We start from the raw sequence: 15,841 nt of genomic DNA, 5'->3' as shown, positions 1-15,841 counted from the left end.
GAGGGCCGGTCGGCGTCAACCGCTCAGCGCCGCAAGGGCGTTGCGAGCCTAGTGGGGTGCGGGGGGTCGGCCGAAGGCGCCTGTGAGAAACGTTGACGTGTACGCGCCTTGGTCCTACGGTCTCGTCCGATAACACGATCGCCGTTCGACATATCGGACAGCCTTGGCGACGGACCGCCTCCACCGAAGGAGCCCCGAGTGAGCCGCACCCCCGGCAGCACCCCCGGACGCACCCAGAAACCCGTGCGCAGCGGCACCCGTACCGTCCTACGGCGCAGAGCCCTCGTCGCTCTGCCCGCCGCCGCCCTGCTCGCCCTCCTCCCGAGCAACGCCCTCGCCTATCCCGCGCCCGGCCGGGTCACCGGCGACATCGTCGTCCACGACCCGTCCATGGTCCGCACCCCGTCGGGCAAGTACCTGCTCTACTCCACCGGCGACGGCCTGCAACTGCGTACCTCCACCGACCGCATCGCCTTCGGCCGGAGCGGCTCCGCCTTCCCCGTCCGGCCGAGCTGGTGGAACGACTACAACTCCACCGGGGACGTCTGGGCGCCGGACATCTCGTACCACGGGGGCAGGTACCTGATGTACTACTCCGTCTCCTCGTTCGGCTCGAACAAGTCGGCCATCGGCCTGGCGACCTCCACCACGGGCGAGCCCGGATCCTGGACCGATCGCGGGGCCGTCCACACCTCGACCCCGTCCAGCGACTACAACGCCATCGACCCCAACCTCTTCGTGGACGACGACGGCACGTGGTGGCTGTCCTTCGGCTCCTGGTGGACCGGGATCAAGCTGATCAGGCTCGACCCCGCGACGGGCAAGCAGCACACCGGCGACACGGCTCGGCGTCCGCTCGCCTCGCGTCCCACCGGCACCAAGGCCGTCGAAGCGCCCTACATCCTCAAGCGAGGCGGCCACTACTACCTCTTCGCCTCGTACGACACGTGCTGCGCGGGCACCGGCTCCACCTACAAGATCAAGGTGGGTCGCTCCACCAAGGTCACCGGCCCGTACGTCGACAGGAACGGCGTCGCCATGATGAACAACGGCGGTACGCCGGTCCAGGAGAGCCACGGCCGCTACATCGGCCCCGGCGGCCAGTCGGTCCTCCAGGACACCGACGGCGACCTCCTCGTCTACCACTACTACGACGGCCAGGCCAACGGCACTCCCAAACTCGGCGTCAACCTCTTGAACTGGAGCTCCGGATGGCCCGTCGCCTACTGACCCTGCTGACGGCCCTCGTCCTGGGCATCGGTCTGGGTACCGGCGTGGCACCCGCCGCACCCGCCGCACCCGCCGTCGAGGGCCGCCCGTACACGAACCCGGTCAAGAGCCAGAAGGGCGCCGACCCCTGGATCTCCTACCACCAGGGCAACTACTACCTGGTGACGACGAGTTGGACCCACGTCATCACCATGCGCAAGTCGCCCACCCTGGCGGGGCTCGCCACCGCGCCGAGCGTGCAGGTGTGGGACGGCAAGGCGGACGACGCCTTGCGCTGCTGCAACATCTGGGCACCGGAGCTGTACTTCGCCGACGGCCGCTGGTACCTCTACTACACCGCGGGCGAGGAAAGCACCGAGTTCGGTTCGCAGCGCCTGCACGTACTGGAGAGCAGCGGGTCCGACCCACAGGGCCCCTACCGCTACAAGAACCGGCTGCAGCACTCCTCGCTGAGCGGCTGGCTCATCGACGGCAACGTCATGACGGTCGGCGGCAGGCTGTACCTCCTGGCCAGCGCCTGGCAGGGCAGCAACCAGAACGTGCTGATCGCCCCGATGTCCAACCCGTACACGGTCAGCGGCGCGTTCACCGCCATCGCGTCCCCCACCCACGCCTGGGAGAAGGTGGGTTCCAACGTCAACGAAGCACCGGAGGTGCTCCAGCGCGGCGGCAGGACCTTCGTGATCTTCTCTGCGAGCGGCTGCATGACCCCCGACTACAAGCTGGGGCAGCTCGAACTCACCGGAACGAACCCCCTCGCCGCGTCCTCCTGGACCAAGAAGTCCACGCCCGTCCTCCAGCGCGACGACGCGGCGGGCGTGTACGGCCCCGGCCACAACGGCTTCTTCAAGTCGCCGGACGGGACCGAGGACTGGATCGTCTACCACGCCAACGACTCCACGTCCGACGGCTGCGACAACGGCCGTACGACGCGCGCGCAGAAGTTCACCTGGAACGCCGACGGCACCCCGAGGTTCGGCAAGCCGGTCGCCCTCGGCACCACGCTGCCCGGCCCCTCGGGCGAGAGCGCGACCACCCCGACCGCGTACACCCTCACGAACCGCAACAGCGGCAAATGCCTGGAGGTGGCGGGCGGTTCGACCGCCGACGGCGGCAACGTCCAGCAACGGACCTGCGGCGGCGGCAGCAACCAGAAGTGGCGGATCGAAGACCTGGCCGACGACACCAGCCGCCTGGTGAACGTGGGCAGCGGCAAGGTCCTCGACACCGCCGACTGCTCCACCGCCGACGGTGCGGCTCTGCGTCAGTGGTCGTGGTTGAACAACACCTGCCAGAAGTTCCGCCTCATCACCACGGACGCCGGCTGGATCCGCTTGACCAATCAGGCCACCGGAAAAGTGGCCGACGTGGCCGACTGCTCGGCAGCGGACGGGGCCGACGTACGCCAGTGGTCCTGGCTCGCCAACGGCTGCCAGCAGTGGCGGCTCACACCGTCCTGACCCGCACTCCGGACCGACACGCCCGCACCTTCCCCGTCAGGAGCCGTTACGGGCGGCCCCGGGGCGTGCCGGTCCGGGGCCGGGCGGTTGCCGGGCGCGGTCCGTACGATCTGGCCCCGCCCATGGACCGGCCCGCAGTGAGCACCTCGGCAGGCGCGGGCGACCCCTCGAAGGGGTCGTCCTCGAAGGGAAGGAAGCGCGGGTCGGCCGTTGCCGCCCTGGACAACCGAGGGCGCGGTTGCCGACCATGACCCGTATGCCCACTTGGACACTTGGCGCGGAGCGCGTGGCGAGCACGGAGATCAACGAGGCAATGGCGCAGTACCTCACCGAAAGGGGACTGCGGGTGCTGGGTCGCCCGGTCACCGAGGCGGAGATCCGCGAAGCACTCGGCGCGGACCGACACGACGACCTCGCCCCGCCGGGCGGGGAGTTCCTCGTCGCCCGCGATCACCGGGGCGGTCTCCTCGGCTACGCCGGAGTGCGGCTGCTGCCGGGTTCCCCGACGACAGCGGAGCTGAAACGGATGTACGTACGGCCCGCAGGGCGCGGGGCCGGCCCGGGGCACGGACTGCTACGAGCCGTCGAGGCGTCAGCACGAAAACTGGGCGCTACACGAATTGTCTGCGAGACCAACAGCGAACTGACCGAGGCACGGGCCCTGTACACGGCGCACGGCTATGAAGAGACCGAACCCTACGACGGCCACGGCAGAGCCGAGCACTGGTACGCCAAACCCCTCGGCTGCTGAAGAGCACGGGGGCGCCTTCCCGGCAGACCGGCGGCTCCGACAGCCCCACGCCCCACAGACCCCCGCAGTGCTACGGGCCAAGCACCGCAGGCACACAGGCACACAGGCACACAGGCACACAGGCACGCCAGCCGTCCCCCGCGTGCCGCGTGCCGCGTGCCAAGGGCTACCTCTTGAGCAGCGATTCCGCGATCGTGAGGGAGGACGGGGCGAGGCGGGTCTCGCCGTCCTCGATGTCCCAGAGCGCGTTCTGCAGCAGTCGCCCCAGGGTCCAGCCGGTCGCGCGTGCGCGGTCCAGGCCGAGGGCGTCCGTGAGCAGGTCGAAGCGGCGCTGCACGATGCGGCGGGTGTCGCCCTTCCTCACGACGTCGTCCCACCTGCTGTCCAGGGCGGGCCACAGATCGAATCCCGGGTCGCCGGCGAGGGGCTCGGGATCGATGGCGATCCACGGCTCGCGCTGTGCGGCCAGGACGTTGTCGTAGTGCAGGTCCCAGTGCAGCATCCGGTCCCCGGGCTCGTCGGCCAGTTCGGCCACCGCCGAGGCCCAGCTCCGCAGGCGAGCGCGGTCGGCCGGGTCGGCCAGATGCGTGATCGCCCGCGGGACCTGGTCCAGCATCCCGTAGGCGATGTCGCCGAGACCGCGCAGCCCCCTCGGCGCGGGGACTGCGACCAACCGCGCGAGGAGCTCGGCGAGGGCGCTCATCGCCACCTCGTCGTCGTTGAGCGAGGCCAGCGTGCGGGAACCGTCCAGCCGCTCCAGGAGCATGGTGCCGCTCGGGGAGTCGTGATCGAGCAGCCGAACCATTCCTTCGCCGTTCCAGGTACGGAGGCCGATCAGGGCAGCGGTGGTTTCCTGCCGGGGCATCTGAAACCTGAGGACCGCACGCGTGCCGTCGTGGCGCAGCACCGGCAGAACCAGGGAGGCTTCTCCCGCCCCGGCGCTTCCTTCCCGTTCGAGCTCCCACCGTTCCAGCATCTCCGCCGCGAGATCGGGCAGGCCGGCGACCCAGGCACGCCCTTCCTCGCCGAAGCCCCCGAGGTACGAGGCCGCCAGGCGGCGCGGGACCTCGTCCGCCTCCAGACTCCTCACGCCGGACCCCCTTCCGGAGGAACCGGGTTCGCGCCGCAAGCCACCGGAGGGAGCGATGCACGGCACGCCGTCGCGCCTGCCCGGTCGCGGGCCGGGTCGTCCCGTTCCGTCAACGGGACCCCGCCCTACGGGAGATGAGCACCTGCACCCCGTCGAGGATCCGCTCCAGCCCGAAGGCGAACAGGGCGTCCAGATCGAGGACGAAGTCCCCCTCCTCCTCGAAGAGCCGGCCGAGGGTCGGGTAGCCCCCCGCCGACTGGACGGCCTCCGCATGCGGCTCGTGGGACGCCATCCACTCCTCAGAGGTCATCCCGGTGTCCTGCCGGGCCCGGTTCTCCACCTCGGTCGCCGCGGCCAGCCCCTGGATGTGCCCGAACAGGGTCAGGTGGGTGTGCAGCATCTCGTACGAGCTGAGACCGTGCCCGTTCAGTGCGCGCAGCACCCACTCCGTGTACCGCATCGCCTCCGGGGCCGCGGTCGGCCGCGTGAAGGAGGCCATGGCCTGCGTCATCCACGGGTGGCGCTCGTAGATCTGCCACAACCACCGCGCGGCGTGGGCGAGTCGGCGGCGCCAGTCCTGTGCGCCGACTCCGCCGTGCGGCTCTCCCAACGGCCGCTCGGCGAAGGCCGCCTCCGACATCAGGTGCACCAGGTCCGCCTTGCCGGGGACGTGCCGGTACAGGGCCATGGTGGACACCCCGAGGTCGGTGGCGACCCGGCGCATGGTGAGAGTGACCAGTCCCTCGCTGTCCGCGAGGGCGATCGCGGTGCGCACGATGCGGGCCCGGCTCAGCCCGCCCGGGGTGCGGCCGTGGCGCAGGGCGGGCACCGCCGTCGCGTCCACGACGACCGTGCCGACCCCGGGCACCGCCCGTACGAGCCCCTCCTGCGCGAGCGAGGCCAGCGCCTTGCTGGCGGTGGCCATCGCAACGCCCCACTCCTGCGTGATGCGCCGGGTGGAGGGCACCTTGTCGCCGGGCGAAAGCTCGCCGCGGGAGATCCGGTGGCGGATGTCGTCGGCGATCCGGGCCGAGGGGGTCGTCCTCCGGGCGGACGCCGATCGGGCGGAGAGGGTCGTCATGCCTCGCACTGTACTCGCGGGCGCACTAGTGCGCTAGGGCGTGGCGCCCTCCAGGACGTGCAGGCGAAACGCGGTGCACTAGATCACTCGTTGCGCGACTTCTTCGGGGCTGCTTACTTCGTACGCACAGCGCTGGCGTACGCCGTACAGACACCCCCAGGAGCCCACCATGACTGTGCCACCGACCCAACACGCCCACCCTCAGCCACCGCCGCCTCCCCTCGCGGGCCGCAAGGAGTGGACCGCCCTCGGCGTCCTGATGCTGCCCCTGCTCCTCGTCTCCATGGACGTGTCCGTCCTCTACTTCGCGATCCCCTTCATCAGCCAGGACCTGGCACCGAGCGCCACCCAGCAGCTCTGGATCCTGGACGTGTACGGCTTCGTCCTGTCCGGTCTGCTGATCACCATGGGAACGCTCGGTGACCGCATCGGCCGCCGCAGACTGCTGCTGTCCGGGGCGGTCGCCTTCGGTGCGGCGTCGGTGGCGGCGGCGTACGCGTCGACACCCGACATGCTCGTCGTGGCGAGGGTGCTGCTCGGCATCGGCGGGGCGACGCTGATGCCGTCCACCCTCGCCCTCATCCGCAACCTGTTCCGCGACCCCGCCCAGCGGGCCAAGGCCGTCACGCTGTGGACGGCGGTGATGGCGGCCGGCATCTCGCTCGGCCCGGTCCTCAGCGGCGTTCTCCTCGAACACTTCTGGTGGGGCTCGGTGTTCCTGATCAACCTGCCCGCGATGCTGCTGCTCCTGGTCCTCGCGCCCTTCCTCCTGCCCGAGTTCAGGAGTACGCCCCGCCCCGGCTTCGACCTGCTGAGCGCGCTGCTGTCGCTGGCGGCAGTGCTGCCCGTCGTCTACGGCGTCAAGGAGGCGGCGAAGAGCGGGATCCACGTCCAGCCGCTGGTGTACGTCGCCGCGGGCGTGGCCCTCGGCTTCCTCTTCGTCCGCAGACAGCGCTCCCTCGCCCACCCGATGATCGACCTCGCGATGATCCGCCGACGTGCCTTCGGCGGGGCGGTGGCCGCGAACGTCCTCGCCATGTTCGCCACCGTCGGATTCGCGGTCTTCTTCAACCAGTACCTTCAGTCCGTCCTGGGCATGCGACCGCTGGAAGCGGCACTGTGGAGCCTGGTGCCGTCGGGGGCGGCGCTCGTCTGCGCCCCGGTCGGGGCGGTGCTGGCGGTGCGGATCAACCGGGCGCACGTCATGGCAGGCGGGTTCGTGATCGCGGCGGCGGGCTTCGTGTGGCTGACCCAGGTCCGCACGGACTCCCCCCTGTGGTTCGTGCTGGCAGCCTGTGCGACCTACGTGGGCGGCATCATCACCGCGATGACCCTCGCGAACGAAATGGCCCTGGGAGCCGCCCCACCCGAGCGGGCGGGCGCGGCGGCCTCGGTCATCGAGTCCGGGACGGAATTCGGAGGGGCGCTGGGGATGGCGATCCTGGGCAGCATCGGAGCCGCGGTGTACACGCGGGAGATGGCGGGACCCGTCGCGGGCGCGGACGCGGGGCCCGTCCCCGAAGCCGTGCGCGAGACGCTGGGCGGTGCTGTCGCAGCCGCGCACCACCTGCCGGCCGCGCAGGCGGAGTCACTGCTCGCCGCGGCCCGCGAGGCCTTCACGCAGAGCCTCACCTACGCGGCGCTGGGGGCGGCGGTGTTCATGCTGCTGGCGGCCGCATTCGCGGTCACGATGCTGCGACGGGCCGGGGAACCGGGAAAGGCGCCCCAAACTTCCGAACCCGTGGAGCGGTCCGGCCGGGTATGACCGGGCGCCACGGACGGGTGTGACCGAGCGATCGGCAGCGTATGGCCCAGCGACCGGCGGGGTGTGGCCGAGCGGTCCGGCCGGGCATGACTCCCAAGGACCGCGGGCGTGTATCGAACGTGCGGTGTGCGCGAGGGAGTCACTCGCGTGCGGAGAGGGTCGGGGTGCGCTCAGGGAGCACTCCTGGGCGGCCCGGATGCTCGGTCGTACGGGCGCAGGCGTGTACGACAAGGTCCGCATCGGCAGCAACACGCGCTTCGTGCTCGCCTACCACCCGACGACCGCCCGCACTGCATCACCGGCGTCCCTGAGGCGCCGGGGCCGGCTGCGCTGCCTGTGGTGAAGCACCTGGCGACGTGGTGACGGTGCTGTCCCGTGCACGTCCGGGCGGAAGGTGATCGTGGGTGAGCCGCAATACGGTGGCGGAGGCCATGACCTGATGCTTTGATGCCCGCGTGACTTCTGTGGATCTTGATGATCGCTCCGAGCGCGTGCTGCTGGACCGACTTGAGCGGTACTACGACGCGGTGCCGCGTCAGGGTGCCCGGGTCGAGGACTTCGGACCGCTGACCCTGTTCGTGCGGGACGGGGAGGGATGGCCGTTCTACGCACGTCCGGCTCGGGGATGGTCGGGCGCGGTGAGCGCCACCGATGTGGCCCGGGTCCGTGTCCGGCAGCGCGCACTCGGGATCCCGGAGAGCTTCGAGTGGATCGCCGAGACCGCAACCGCGCTGCGGGCGGCGATCGAGGACTCGGGGCTGGAGGTTCACGAGCACCCCCTCTTGGTGCTCGACCCGGGTGTTCCGGTCCCCGCTGCGTACGCGTCGTCCGGTGGATCGCGGGTGCGGATCATGGGCCCGGACGACCCGGCGCTGGCGAGCGCACTGGCCGTACCGCATCTTGCTTTCGCGGAGCCCGGGACGGGTAGGGGCTCGGCGGGAGTCGCCGAGCTCGCGGAAGCCGTGCGTGTCCGGGCACGCGACGGGTCGGTGGAACGCGCGGTGGAGCGGATCGAAGCGGGTCTGACGTCGGTTGCCGCAGCGGTGGAAGGGGGGACGGTGCTGTGCGCCGGCCAGCACCAGCCAGTCGGATCGGTCAGCGAGATCGTCGGTGTCGGAACGCTGCCCTCCGCGCGCCGTCGAGGTCTTGGGGTCGCGGTCACCGCGGCGCTGGTGGCGGACGCCCGAGCACGAGGAGCCGAGACCGTCTTCCTGTCGGCAGGCGACGACGACATCGCCCGGATCTATGCCCGTCTGGGCTTCCGACGCGTCGCGACCGCCCTGATCGCCGGGCCCGCCGAGTAGGCCAGGACGGACCGACTGCCCGTTACCGTGAGACCGGAGCCTTGCCCGGCGAGACCGGGACCTCCCTCGCGCTGACATTCGGACGTGCATCGACACCGTCCCCGCCGCGCTGCCGGAGCCCCGGCCGCCGGGCTGCCTCCACGTCCGCCCGGACGTGGGAGGTCGTACTTCGAGGACCACGCCGGGGCCTCACCTCAAGTACGGAGTACGAACCCGGCCGTTCACGTCGAGCTGTGAACACTCCTCACGGGGCAGGCAGCCCCCCGCGTCGACGCTCGGGTCACGGCCGAGGCGGTACGACGGCGGGCTCACCCGTACGAAGGGCTCGCCCGGTCCGGCGGACACGTGGGGAGAGGGACGGCACAGGTCGCGGACGCCGCGGCCGGTCTGTTCCGAGGGCACCCCGTACGACCGTGCCGACTGCTCCCGGCCCCCTTCGGGCCCCGTTTTGCCGGACTGGCAACAGGAGTGGCGGGACCGGGCCACGACGGGCCACGGTGGGTGCATGACCGACGACATCACAGCGGGATCGCCCGCGGCCGACGCCCCCTTGCCTGCCGACGGATACCTCGGAGACCCCGCGGTGCGGGAGGAGTGGGACCACCGGTATGCCGACCGACAACAGCTGTGGAGCGGCCGGCCCAACGGTGCGCTCGTGGCCGAGGTCGCCGGGCTCGTACCGGGGCGGGTCCTCGACGTGGGCTGCGGCGAGGGCGCGGACGCCGTCTGGCTCGCACGCGCCGGATGGGACGTGACCGCGCTCGAAGTCTCGGGTGTGGCGCTGGAGCGGGCGGCCGGGCACGCGCGGGACGCAGGCGTCGCCGTTCGCTGGGTCCACGCCGCGCTGACCGAAGCGGTGCTCCCGCCGGCCTCCTTCGACCTGGTCTCCGCTCAGTACCCGGCCCTGCTGCGCACCCCCGACGCCGCGGCCGAGCGAGCGCTGCTGGCGGCGGTCGCACCCGGCGGCGTGCTGCTGCTCGTCCACCACGCGGGGGTGGACACCCAGCAGCCGGACGACGGCGAGTTCGACCCGGCTGACTACGTCTGGCCCTCGATGGTCACCGCCCTGCTCACCGACGGCTGGACGGTGGAGGTGAACGAACAGCGACCGCGCGTGGCGCCCGACGGCGGCGCCGGCGCGCATCACACCGACGACCTGGTGCTGCGGGCGCGCCGACTGTTCTGAGGGCGTTACCGCTCGCGTCGGGCAGGGCAGTTGGGCAGGCCCGCCGTCCACCGAAGGATGCAGCTTCGCGCGGACTGAGCGTGTCCTCGCTGGGCCGAAGCCGGCAACGCACAGTCCTTGCGGGACGGGTGCCGATGACTTCGCGTCGGCGTGCTGCGCCGCTCCGAAGCCACCGACACCTGACCCACGGTCCTGTCCGTTCGCCGGCTGACTTCGACCGCCGGTTCAGGCCGAGTCTCCGCTGCTGGGCCGTGTTTCGGGCAGCGGGGACTCGTGCGCGGAGAACTCTTCGGCCAGGACCATGCAACGCAGGCGGGCCGGGGAGAAGTCGTAGGGCATCTTGCCGATGGCTTCGAACGCGCTCATGGTGTCCTGCCCCGTGCCGGAGCTTTGGCCGGCCCCGTCCTCGCTCTCCTCAGCGGTCGGGGGGTGCAGGGCGTCCCAGGAGTCGAAGAGCGCGTCGTCGCTCTCCGACAGGCCGGAATCCTCGATGACGGTGTGCAGCGCCTTTTCGAAGGCGTGCCGTTCGGCAGCCACCCGGGCCACCCGGGGGTCGTCGACGGCGACCGTGTCGTCGAGTGCCTCCTCGGCGGCATCCACACGGTCGGAGTCCTCCCGCAGCCCGGGGTGAGTGGCCAACGCGATGAAACGGCCGGCCTGGACGGCCGCACCGAGCGGACCGAAGATCCGCTCGGTGACCAGCAGGGTGTCCAGGTCCGCGGGGCGCAGCGACCCCACGGGCAGGCTCTTGAGGCGGCTGGTGACGAAGTCGGAGAGCAGACCCATCCTGCTGCCCTCGGTGCGCATGCGCTGCACGGCGGTCCGTTGCCGCCGCAGTTCCGCCTCCTGGGCGACGAGGGTTGCGTCCAGCCGTTCCAGGATGGTCGCGAGGCCGTCGTCGCTGTCGGCACCGGCGGAAGCCGCGTCGGCGAAGGCGTGACGGATGTCGTCCAGGGCGATCCCGGCATCGGCCATCCTGCGGATCCACAGGAGCCGGATCATGTCCTCGTAGCCGTAGCGGCGGCGGCCGTCGCTGCCCCGTCCGGGCTCGGGGAGCAGGCCGATGTCGTGGTAGTGACGGATCGCCCGCGGGGTGATGCCGACGAAGGCCGCCGCGTCACCGATCTTGACCCGGCGCGGCGGGATGAAGGACGAGTACATGAGCGGGGGCCTTCCTCAGTGGGGCGGGACGTGAGTCCACCGGACCACATACCGTTACGGAAGGTGCAACCCCGGGCCGCCCCGCCCGGCAGCGGGCCAGGAGACGCCCCGCTTCTCCGTACCGGCTGACGCGCGCCCCGCAGCCCGCGCGTCAGCCGACCCGCCCGGTCGGACGCAGGGTGATCCGGTGGATGTCCACTCCCGCGGGCTGGTCGACGGCGAAGACGACGGCGTCCGCGATCTGCTCCGGCGTCATCGAAGGCGCCGCGTCAGGGGTCCCGCCACGCCTGTCCCGGAACGGAGTGTCCACCACGCCGGGCCCGACGACCGTCACGCCGACCCCGTCCCGGCCGACGAGCAACCGGACGTTCTCGGCGAGCGCGTGGGCCGCCCACTTCGTGACGGAGTACGGGTTGCCCGGGGTCAACGCCGATGCGCAAGCAGGCCCGCCCCGTAGTGCGCCTCACGGTCCGCTTCTTCTGCTCCGTGTGCTCCCGCAGAACGGCCGCCGTCCGGGAGGTCGTTCCGAGCACCGGCTCTGGCGCCCACGGAAGCGTGCCGTCCAAGTCCTGCGGGCAGTCGCTCTGTTCGCGCGGAGTGCGCATCAGCGGCATCATGCCTTCGTTCCCGGGCGTGCCGCGCCCTCCGCCCAGACGCGGGCGAACCGCTCGTGCGCGGGCGCCGGGACCGCGGCGGGGGCCCGTACCGCGGAGGCGGGCGCGGGGCGAGGGACCTTCGCAGCGGTCAACTCCTTGCGTACGGCCCGGTGATGGTCGAGGGACCAGAAGTTCCAGCGGCGGACGGTGCGGTCGGCCGGGCGGTCGAAAGCATGCAGCTGGAGGTGGAGGGCGGCCGCGTCACGGCTGACGCCGAGAGCCGCCGCCACCTCGTCCACCAGCTCCGGGACGCCGAACAGCGGATTGGCCTCGTACTGGCCCGGCGGAACGGGGGTGGTCGTGGACCGCTCCGCCAGCCTGTGCAGGCCATCGAGCAGATCGGCGGGCAGATCCGTGAGCCGACCGAGCAGCACGCGGGCACCCCGCGCCGCGGGATCCGCGACCGGGCGCTCGGCGAGAGCCCAGGCGGCGGCGGTGGCGGCGGCCCGCACGCCCTCGGCGCCCAGGGGCTCCTCCAGGCGGCCGGTGAGCAGGGCCGTGGCCCAGATCGCCGGGAGGCCGTGGTCCGCGGCCAGGGCAGCGGCGTGGCTGCCGTCATCGGTATACGGGGCGCTGCCGAGCAACTGAACCCAGGCCGCGGCCATGCGTTCAGCGGCAGCGGTCGTTCCGCCGGGGGCCCAGAGCTGCGCCGGGTCGCCGGACACGGCCGCAGCGAGCACGGTGCGCCGGCCTGCCGGCCCGAGTCGCTGCCGGAACTCGTCGTACGCCCAGGCGGTGGCCCGGTCCGCCCGGTACGGCTTGGCGCGGACCAGCTTGCGCTGCGCACCGTAGTCGTCGCTGCCCGCGAAGCCGTCGAGGACCAGCGCGGCGATCGGGCGCGGCACCCCGGTGCGCCAGCGGAACAGGTCCACGGCCTCCTCGGGCACCGGCAGCGGGCCCTGGTCGGCGAGCAGGGCCAGCAGACGGGGGAGCCGGGTGGTGTCATCGGTGGTGACGGTGTGCGTGGCGCACTCCTCGGCATCGTCGGGCACCGGATCGGCTGCCCTGTGCAGGAAGGGGGCGAGGCCGCTGCGGTCCGGTCCGGAGGCGACGGCGAAACCGTCGGCGCGCAGTGCGGCGATCCGCTGCCCGGGGGCCCGGCCCGTCCGCCAGGAGCTGTCGGCCTCCGCGAACGGCTGCCGGCTCCAGACGGCCAGCAGTGCGGTGAGCGCCTGCCGCTGCTCGTCGGGGGTGGCCGCGACGACGGCCCGCCAGGCCACGGCGTCGATCCGGCCGGTCAGCACCGCCCACTCGGCGGGCGGTGCGGGCAACGCGAGCACGCGCACCTCGTCGTCGATCTCGCCGCGCAGGTACCGGCCGTCGGCGGCGACCGAGGTGAGCAGGGCGGGCTGTGGCTGCGGCTGTTGTTCCTCGTAGGGGCGCAGCTGGGGGAGCAGGCCGTGGAGGGCCGGCAGGAGCCGGTTGTCCGGCACCGGGTCGGGCAGATCGACGACCGGCCCGGCCCGCATGACGGCGACCCGGTGGGACAGCTCCCGGCGGCGGCGCAGTACGTCGGCGGCGAGCCGGACGGCACGGTCGACCCCTTCCCGGATCCGCGGGTCGGTCACGCCGGGCAGGGCGCGCCCGGTGCCCTGGTGCAGCAGCTCGCGCGCCGCGGTGTCGGTGACCCGCCGCAGGGCACGGGACGAGGGCTCGTCCCGTGGGGTGAGGAAGTGCCAGAAGGCGGGCGGCGGCACCGGCCCGGCCGACTCGCCCAGAGTGGCGCGGCCCCGGGACCTGCCGCGGCCGTCGGGGAAGCCCCGGACCTGCCAGAGCAGCGAGTTGTCGGCGGCGGAGTGGCAGCGGACGGTGGTCCCGCCGACCAGGACGGCGTCCTCACCGCCGACCGGCAGGGCGAGGATTCCCCACGGGCGTCGGCCCCAGTTGCGGCTGCGGTAGGTAGCGGTACGGCCGTCGATGGACTCCAGCACGAACTCGCGGGGCGAGGGGCCCGCGTACGGGGTGCGGTGGTCGACGCGGCAGCCGGTGAGGTTCCCGTTCCGGCCGAGCGGGGAGGGCGGGGCGCCGGGGGGCAGCGCGGCGAGGATCCGGTGGTCGGGGAAGGGCTTCGTGCCGGGCGGGGACCGGTCGGGGTCGTGGAAGGCGGGCAGGGTGCGGTCGGCGGTGGGAACACCGGTGGCCGGGTCGACGCGGGTCCACCCGTCGCGGCGCTCGCTGAACACCGTGGTGCTCCAGAAGGAGTGGCCGTCGCTCATCTGGTAGTCGCGGGCGCCGATGCCCTCACGGCCCCCTGCCCGCAGGACGCGCTCGCCGTCGAACCGGCCGCCGTCGTCCGGAGTTTCGAACTGGTAGCCGAGGCCGCCCTGGATGCTGCCGCCGTAGGGGCGCAGCCCGAACGTCTCCTCCGGTGCGAACCTCTCGCCGGGGCGGTCGGACCAGTAGGCGGTGGTGGCGGGGTTCTCGTGGTGTTTCTCGTTCCAGGCCACGAGGAACCGGCCGCCGACCCAGTGCACGGTGTGGCCGAGTGCGCCGTCGGGCAGCTCCAGGGCGTGCTCTCCGCGCCGCCCCGCGTGGTCGACGGCGAAGGCGCGGCCCTCCCCGTACACGGTGAGCACCGGCCAGGTGCAGGTGACGTACACGGTCTCGTCGGGCCGGAACTCGGCGAGTGCGCGGTCCAGGGCGGGCCAACCCAACTCCTCGGGGAGCCCGGCCCGCAGGGCGCGGGCCAGCGGGCCGGAGAGGTCGAGCGCGTCGAGGGCCTCCTCGATGCCGTCCAGGGCGACGGCGGTGGGCCGGTCGAGGAGCTCGTGCAACTCGTCGACGGCCTCGTCGGCGGCGGCGAGACCACCTCCGCGCAGGGCGTCGAGCAGCCCCTCGACTCGGGCGTGCACCTCGGCGGCGATGCCCGGATTGTGTGGAAGCCGGCTGATGGCAGTGCCGCCGACCGCCGTGCCGCCGCGGGTGCGGAGCCCGGCGTGCACGGTGCCTTCCAGCCGGGGGCCGAACACCGGGTCGGCGGCGAGGGCCTTGAGGTCGCGCTGCGAGCGCTCACCCCAGAACGCCAGGCCGACCGCGGCCCCGGGGTCGTGGACGGGTATGCCCTCGGCGAGGCAGAGATCGAGCAGGTCGGCGTCCAGATGCGGCCAGCGGTAGCGGTCCTCGTGCAGCCGTACCGGGGTGCCGTCCGCGCGCAGCAGCGGGGCGAACCGGCCCACCAGGTGGAGGAGTTCCGCGGGCATGGGCTGGCGGGTCAAACCCCCGCCGCCGGCCGGGCGGTGGGAGTACCCGGCGGAATACCGGCGCAACCAGTCGCCGAGGCCGCCCTCGGGTGAGATCCGTCCGGCCGCGGCCGCGTCGGCGGCCCCGCACGCGATGAGCAGCCGCAGCCAGGCCGCCGCGTCGTTCTTCGACTCGGGGAACAGGTCGAGCAGGGCGGTGGCCTGCTCGTCGCCGGGCGGGTGGGCGGTGAGCGGACCGGCGGCCGCGTCGAGCAGCCGGTCGGGTACGGCCTTGCCGTCGGCGGCGGCCAGCAGGGCGCCCAGCACCCGCGCCTCCTCCGCGCTGCCGAGCCCGGCCGCACGGGCCGAGTCCCGGACCCGCCGGGCCAGGTCGGCGGGCAGTTCGCCGGGCGACGCCGCCCAAACGGTCAGCAGGCGGACGAACTCGCGGTGCGCGTCGACCGGCCCCAGGACACCGGCCAACCAGGCCGCCGCCCCGCTGAGTTCACTGCCGGGCAGCGCGCCGAACCGGGCGAACAACAGCTGATTCGCCCGCCGCCAGTCAGAGTCGACCGGCAGTGCGTGGGTGCGTTCGGCGGCGCGCGCCTGCCCGTAGGCGCGCGCGGCGGAGCGGCGGTGCGTCTCCAGCAACCAGTGACCGATGGTGTCCCAGAACCAGGGCAGATGCGCAGCCGGCAGCCCCCGGGCCAGACGCTGCGCGTCGTCCACGAACCGGCCGGGCTTCTCCCAGGCCCGGTGCCGACCGCTGGCCGCCCGCTCCAGCGTGTCGCGGGCGTCGCTCTCGACGCCGGGCCCCTGAGTGCGCGCCCAGTCGGCGTACGTCTCGGAGCCGCGGTGATTGGCCGGGAGCGGGACGGGAGTTCCGGTGTTGCTGGTCATGTGCGCGATCTTGCCAGGCGGGACTGACAGCGGGCCGGGGGGCTCCGGGGCGAAGGGCTGTCGGGCCGCGTCGGCGGG

12 protein-coding genes are annotated in these 15,841 nt (G+C 72.7%); 7 read left to right on the top strand and 5 right to left on the bottom strand.

The features are described 5' to 3' along the window. The first annotated feature begins 243 nt into the window (after positions 1–243). The 3 genes from ACQPZG_RS00660 (at position 244) to ACQPZG_RS00650 (ending at position 3,441) form a co-directional block, all read left to right on the top strand. Positions 244–1,230, top strand: coding sequence for an arabinan endo-1,5-alpha-L-arabinosidase (locus ACQPZG_RS00660; RefSeq protein ID WP_433544576.1), 987 nt, complete (start codon positions 244–246; stop codon positions 1,228–1,230). Continuing rightward, a complete protein-coding gene (locus tag ACQPZG_RS00655) occupies positions 1,212–2,690 on the top strand; it encodes a family 43 glycosylhydrolase (protein WP_433543766.1) in 1,479 nt (492 codons plus the stop codon). The genes ACQPZG_RS00660 and ACQPZG_RS00655 overlap by 19 nt, the downstream gene beginning before the upstream one ends. A gap of 256 nt (positions 2,691–2,946) precedes the next feature. Beyond that, positions 2,947–3,441 (top strand): GNAT family N-acetyltransferase, encoded by a 495-nt coding sequence (locus tag ACQPZG_RS00650; protein WP_433543765.1) that lies wholly within the window; start codon positions 2,947–2,949, stop codon positions 3,439–3,441. 166 nt (positions 3,442–3,607) lie between these two features. Here the strand turns inward: ACQPZG_RS00650 and ACQPZG_RS00645 are convergent, their stop codons facing one another. Further along, the gene (locus tag ACQPZG_RS00645; RefSeq protein WP_433543764.1) at positions 3,608–4,531 is read right to left on the bottom strand and encodes an aminoglycoside phosphotransferase family protein; all 924 of its coding nucleotides are present in this window, start codon (positions 4,529–4,531) and stop codon (positions 3,608–3,610) included. A gap of 109 nt (positions 4,532–4,640) precedes the next feature. After that, positions 4,641–5,612, bottom strand: coding sequence for a TetR/AcrR family transcriptional regulator C-terminal domain-containing protein (locus tag ACQPZG_RS00640; protein WP_433543763.1), 972 nt, complete (start codon positions 5,610–5,612; stop codon positions 4,641–4,643). Between the two features lie 169 nt (positions 5,613–5,781). On the opposite strand from ACQPZG_RS00640, the gene ACQPZG_RS00635 reads away from it, so the two are divergent. The 4 genes from ACQPZG_RS00635 to ACQPZG_RS00620 all read left to right on the top strand — a co-directional run bounded on the left by ACQPZG_RS00635 (position 5,782) and on the right by ACQPZG_RS00620 (position 9,867). After that, positions 5,782–7,377 carry an MFS transporter gene (locus ACQPZG_RS00635; protein ID WP_433543762.1) on the top strand — a complete coding sequence of 532 codons (1,596 nt, stop codon included), beginning with the start codon at positions 5,782–5,784 and terminating at the stop codon, positions 7,375–7,377. A 196-nt stretch (positions 7,378–7,573) separates the two neighbouring features. Beyond that, positions 7,574–7,720: a hypothetical protein gene (locus tag ACQPZG_RS00630; RefSeq protein ID WP_433543761.1), complete on the top strand. Its 147-nt coding sequence runs from the start codon at positions 7,574–7,576 to the stop codon at positions 7,718–7,720. Positions 7,721–7,832: 112 nt separating this feature from the next. Further along, positions 7,833–8,681, top strand: a complete 849-nt coding sequence (locus ACQPZG_RS00625) for a GNAT family N-acetyltransferase (RefSeq protein ID WP_433543760.1) — start codon at positions 7,833–7,835, stop codon at positions 8,679–8,681. Positions 8,682–9,186: 505 nt separating this feature from the next. Next, positions 9,187–9,867 (top strand): class I SAM-dependent methyltransferase, encoded by a 681-nt coding sequence (locus ACQPZG_RS00620; protein ID WP_433543759.1) that lies wholly within the window; start codon positions 9,187–9,189, stop codon positions 9,865–9,867. A gap of 225 nt (positions 9,868–10,092) precedes the next feature. Here ACQPZG_RS00620 and ACQPZG_RS00615 read toward each other — a convergent pair whose 3' ends face one another. From ACQPZG_RS00615 to ACQPZG_RS00605, 3 genes are all read right to left on the bottom strand, one after another. Further along, positions 10,093–11,028, bottom strand: coding sequence for a MerR family transcriptional regulator (locus tag ACQPZG_RS00615; RefSeq protein ID WP_433543758.1), 936 nt, complete (start codon positions 11,026–11,028; stop codon positions 10,093–10,095). A 151-nt stretch (positions 11,029–11,179) separates the two neighbouring features. Next, a complete protein-coding gene (locus ACQPZG_RS00610) occupies positions 11,180–11,455 on the bottom strand; it encodes a hypothetical protein (protein ID WP_433543757.1) in 276 nt (91 codons plus the stop codon). A gap of 186 nt (positions 11,456–11,641) precedes the next feature. Then, on the bottom strand, positions 11,642–15,763 hold the full coding sequence (locus ACQPZG_RS00605; RefSeq protein WP_433543756.1) for a hypothetical protein: 4,122 nt from the start codon (positions 15,761–15,763) through the stop codon (positions 11,642–11,644). Positions 15,764–15,841 lie beyond the last annotated feature (78 nt).

Origin of the sequence: Streptomyces sp. CA-294286, assembly GCF_050947155.1 — a bacterium.
GTDB lineage: Bacteria > Actinomycetota > Actinomycetes > Streptomycetales > Streptomycetaceae > Streptomyces.
Note: the sequence above shows the minus strand (reverse complement) of the source record. Positions and strands in the feature narration are given on the sequence as shown.

Bases quoted from the DNA above. Each gene is read 5' to 3' on its own strand.
- ACQPZG_RS00655 (WP_433543766.1), top strand. From the start codon at position 1,212: ATGGCCCGTCGCCTACTGACCCTGCTGACGGCCCTCGTCCTGGGCATC.
- ACQPZG_RS00650 (WP_433543765.1), top strand. From the start codon at position 2,947: ATGCCCACTTGGACACTTGGCGCGGAGCGCGTGGCGAGCACGGAGATC.
- ACQPZG_RS00640 (WP_433543763.1), bottom strand. From the start codon at position 5,612: ATGACGACCCTCTCCGCCCGATCGGCGTCCGCCCGGAGGACGACCCCC.
- ACQPZG_RS00635 (WP_433543762.1), top strand. From the start codon at position 5,782: ATGACTGTGCCACCGACCCAACACGCCCACCCTCAGCCACCGCCGCCT.
- ACQPZG_RS00630 (WP_433543761.1), top strand. From the start codon at position 7,574: ATGCTCGGTCGTACGGGCGCAGGCGTGTACGACAAGGTCCGCATCGGC.
- ACQPZG_RS00620 (WP_433543759.1), top strand. From the start codon at position 9,187: ATGACCGACGACATCACAGCGGGATCGCCCGCGGCCGACGCCCCCTTG.
- ACQPZG_RS00615 (WP_433543758.1), bottom strand. From the start codon at position 11,028: ATGTACTCGTCCTTCATCCCGCCGCGCCGGGTCAAGATCGGTGACGCG.
- ACQPZG_RS00605 (WP_433543756.1), bottom strand. From the start codon at position 15,763: ATGACCAGCAACACCGGAACTCCCGTCCCGCTCCCGGCCAATCACCGC.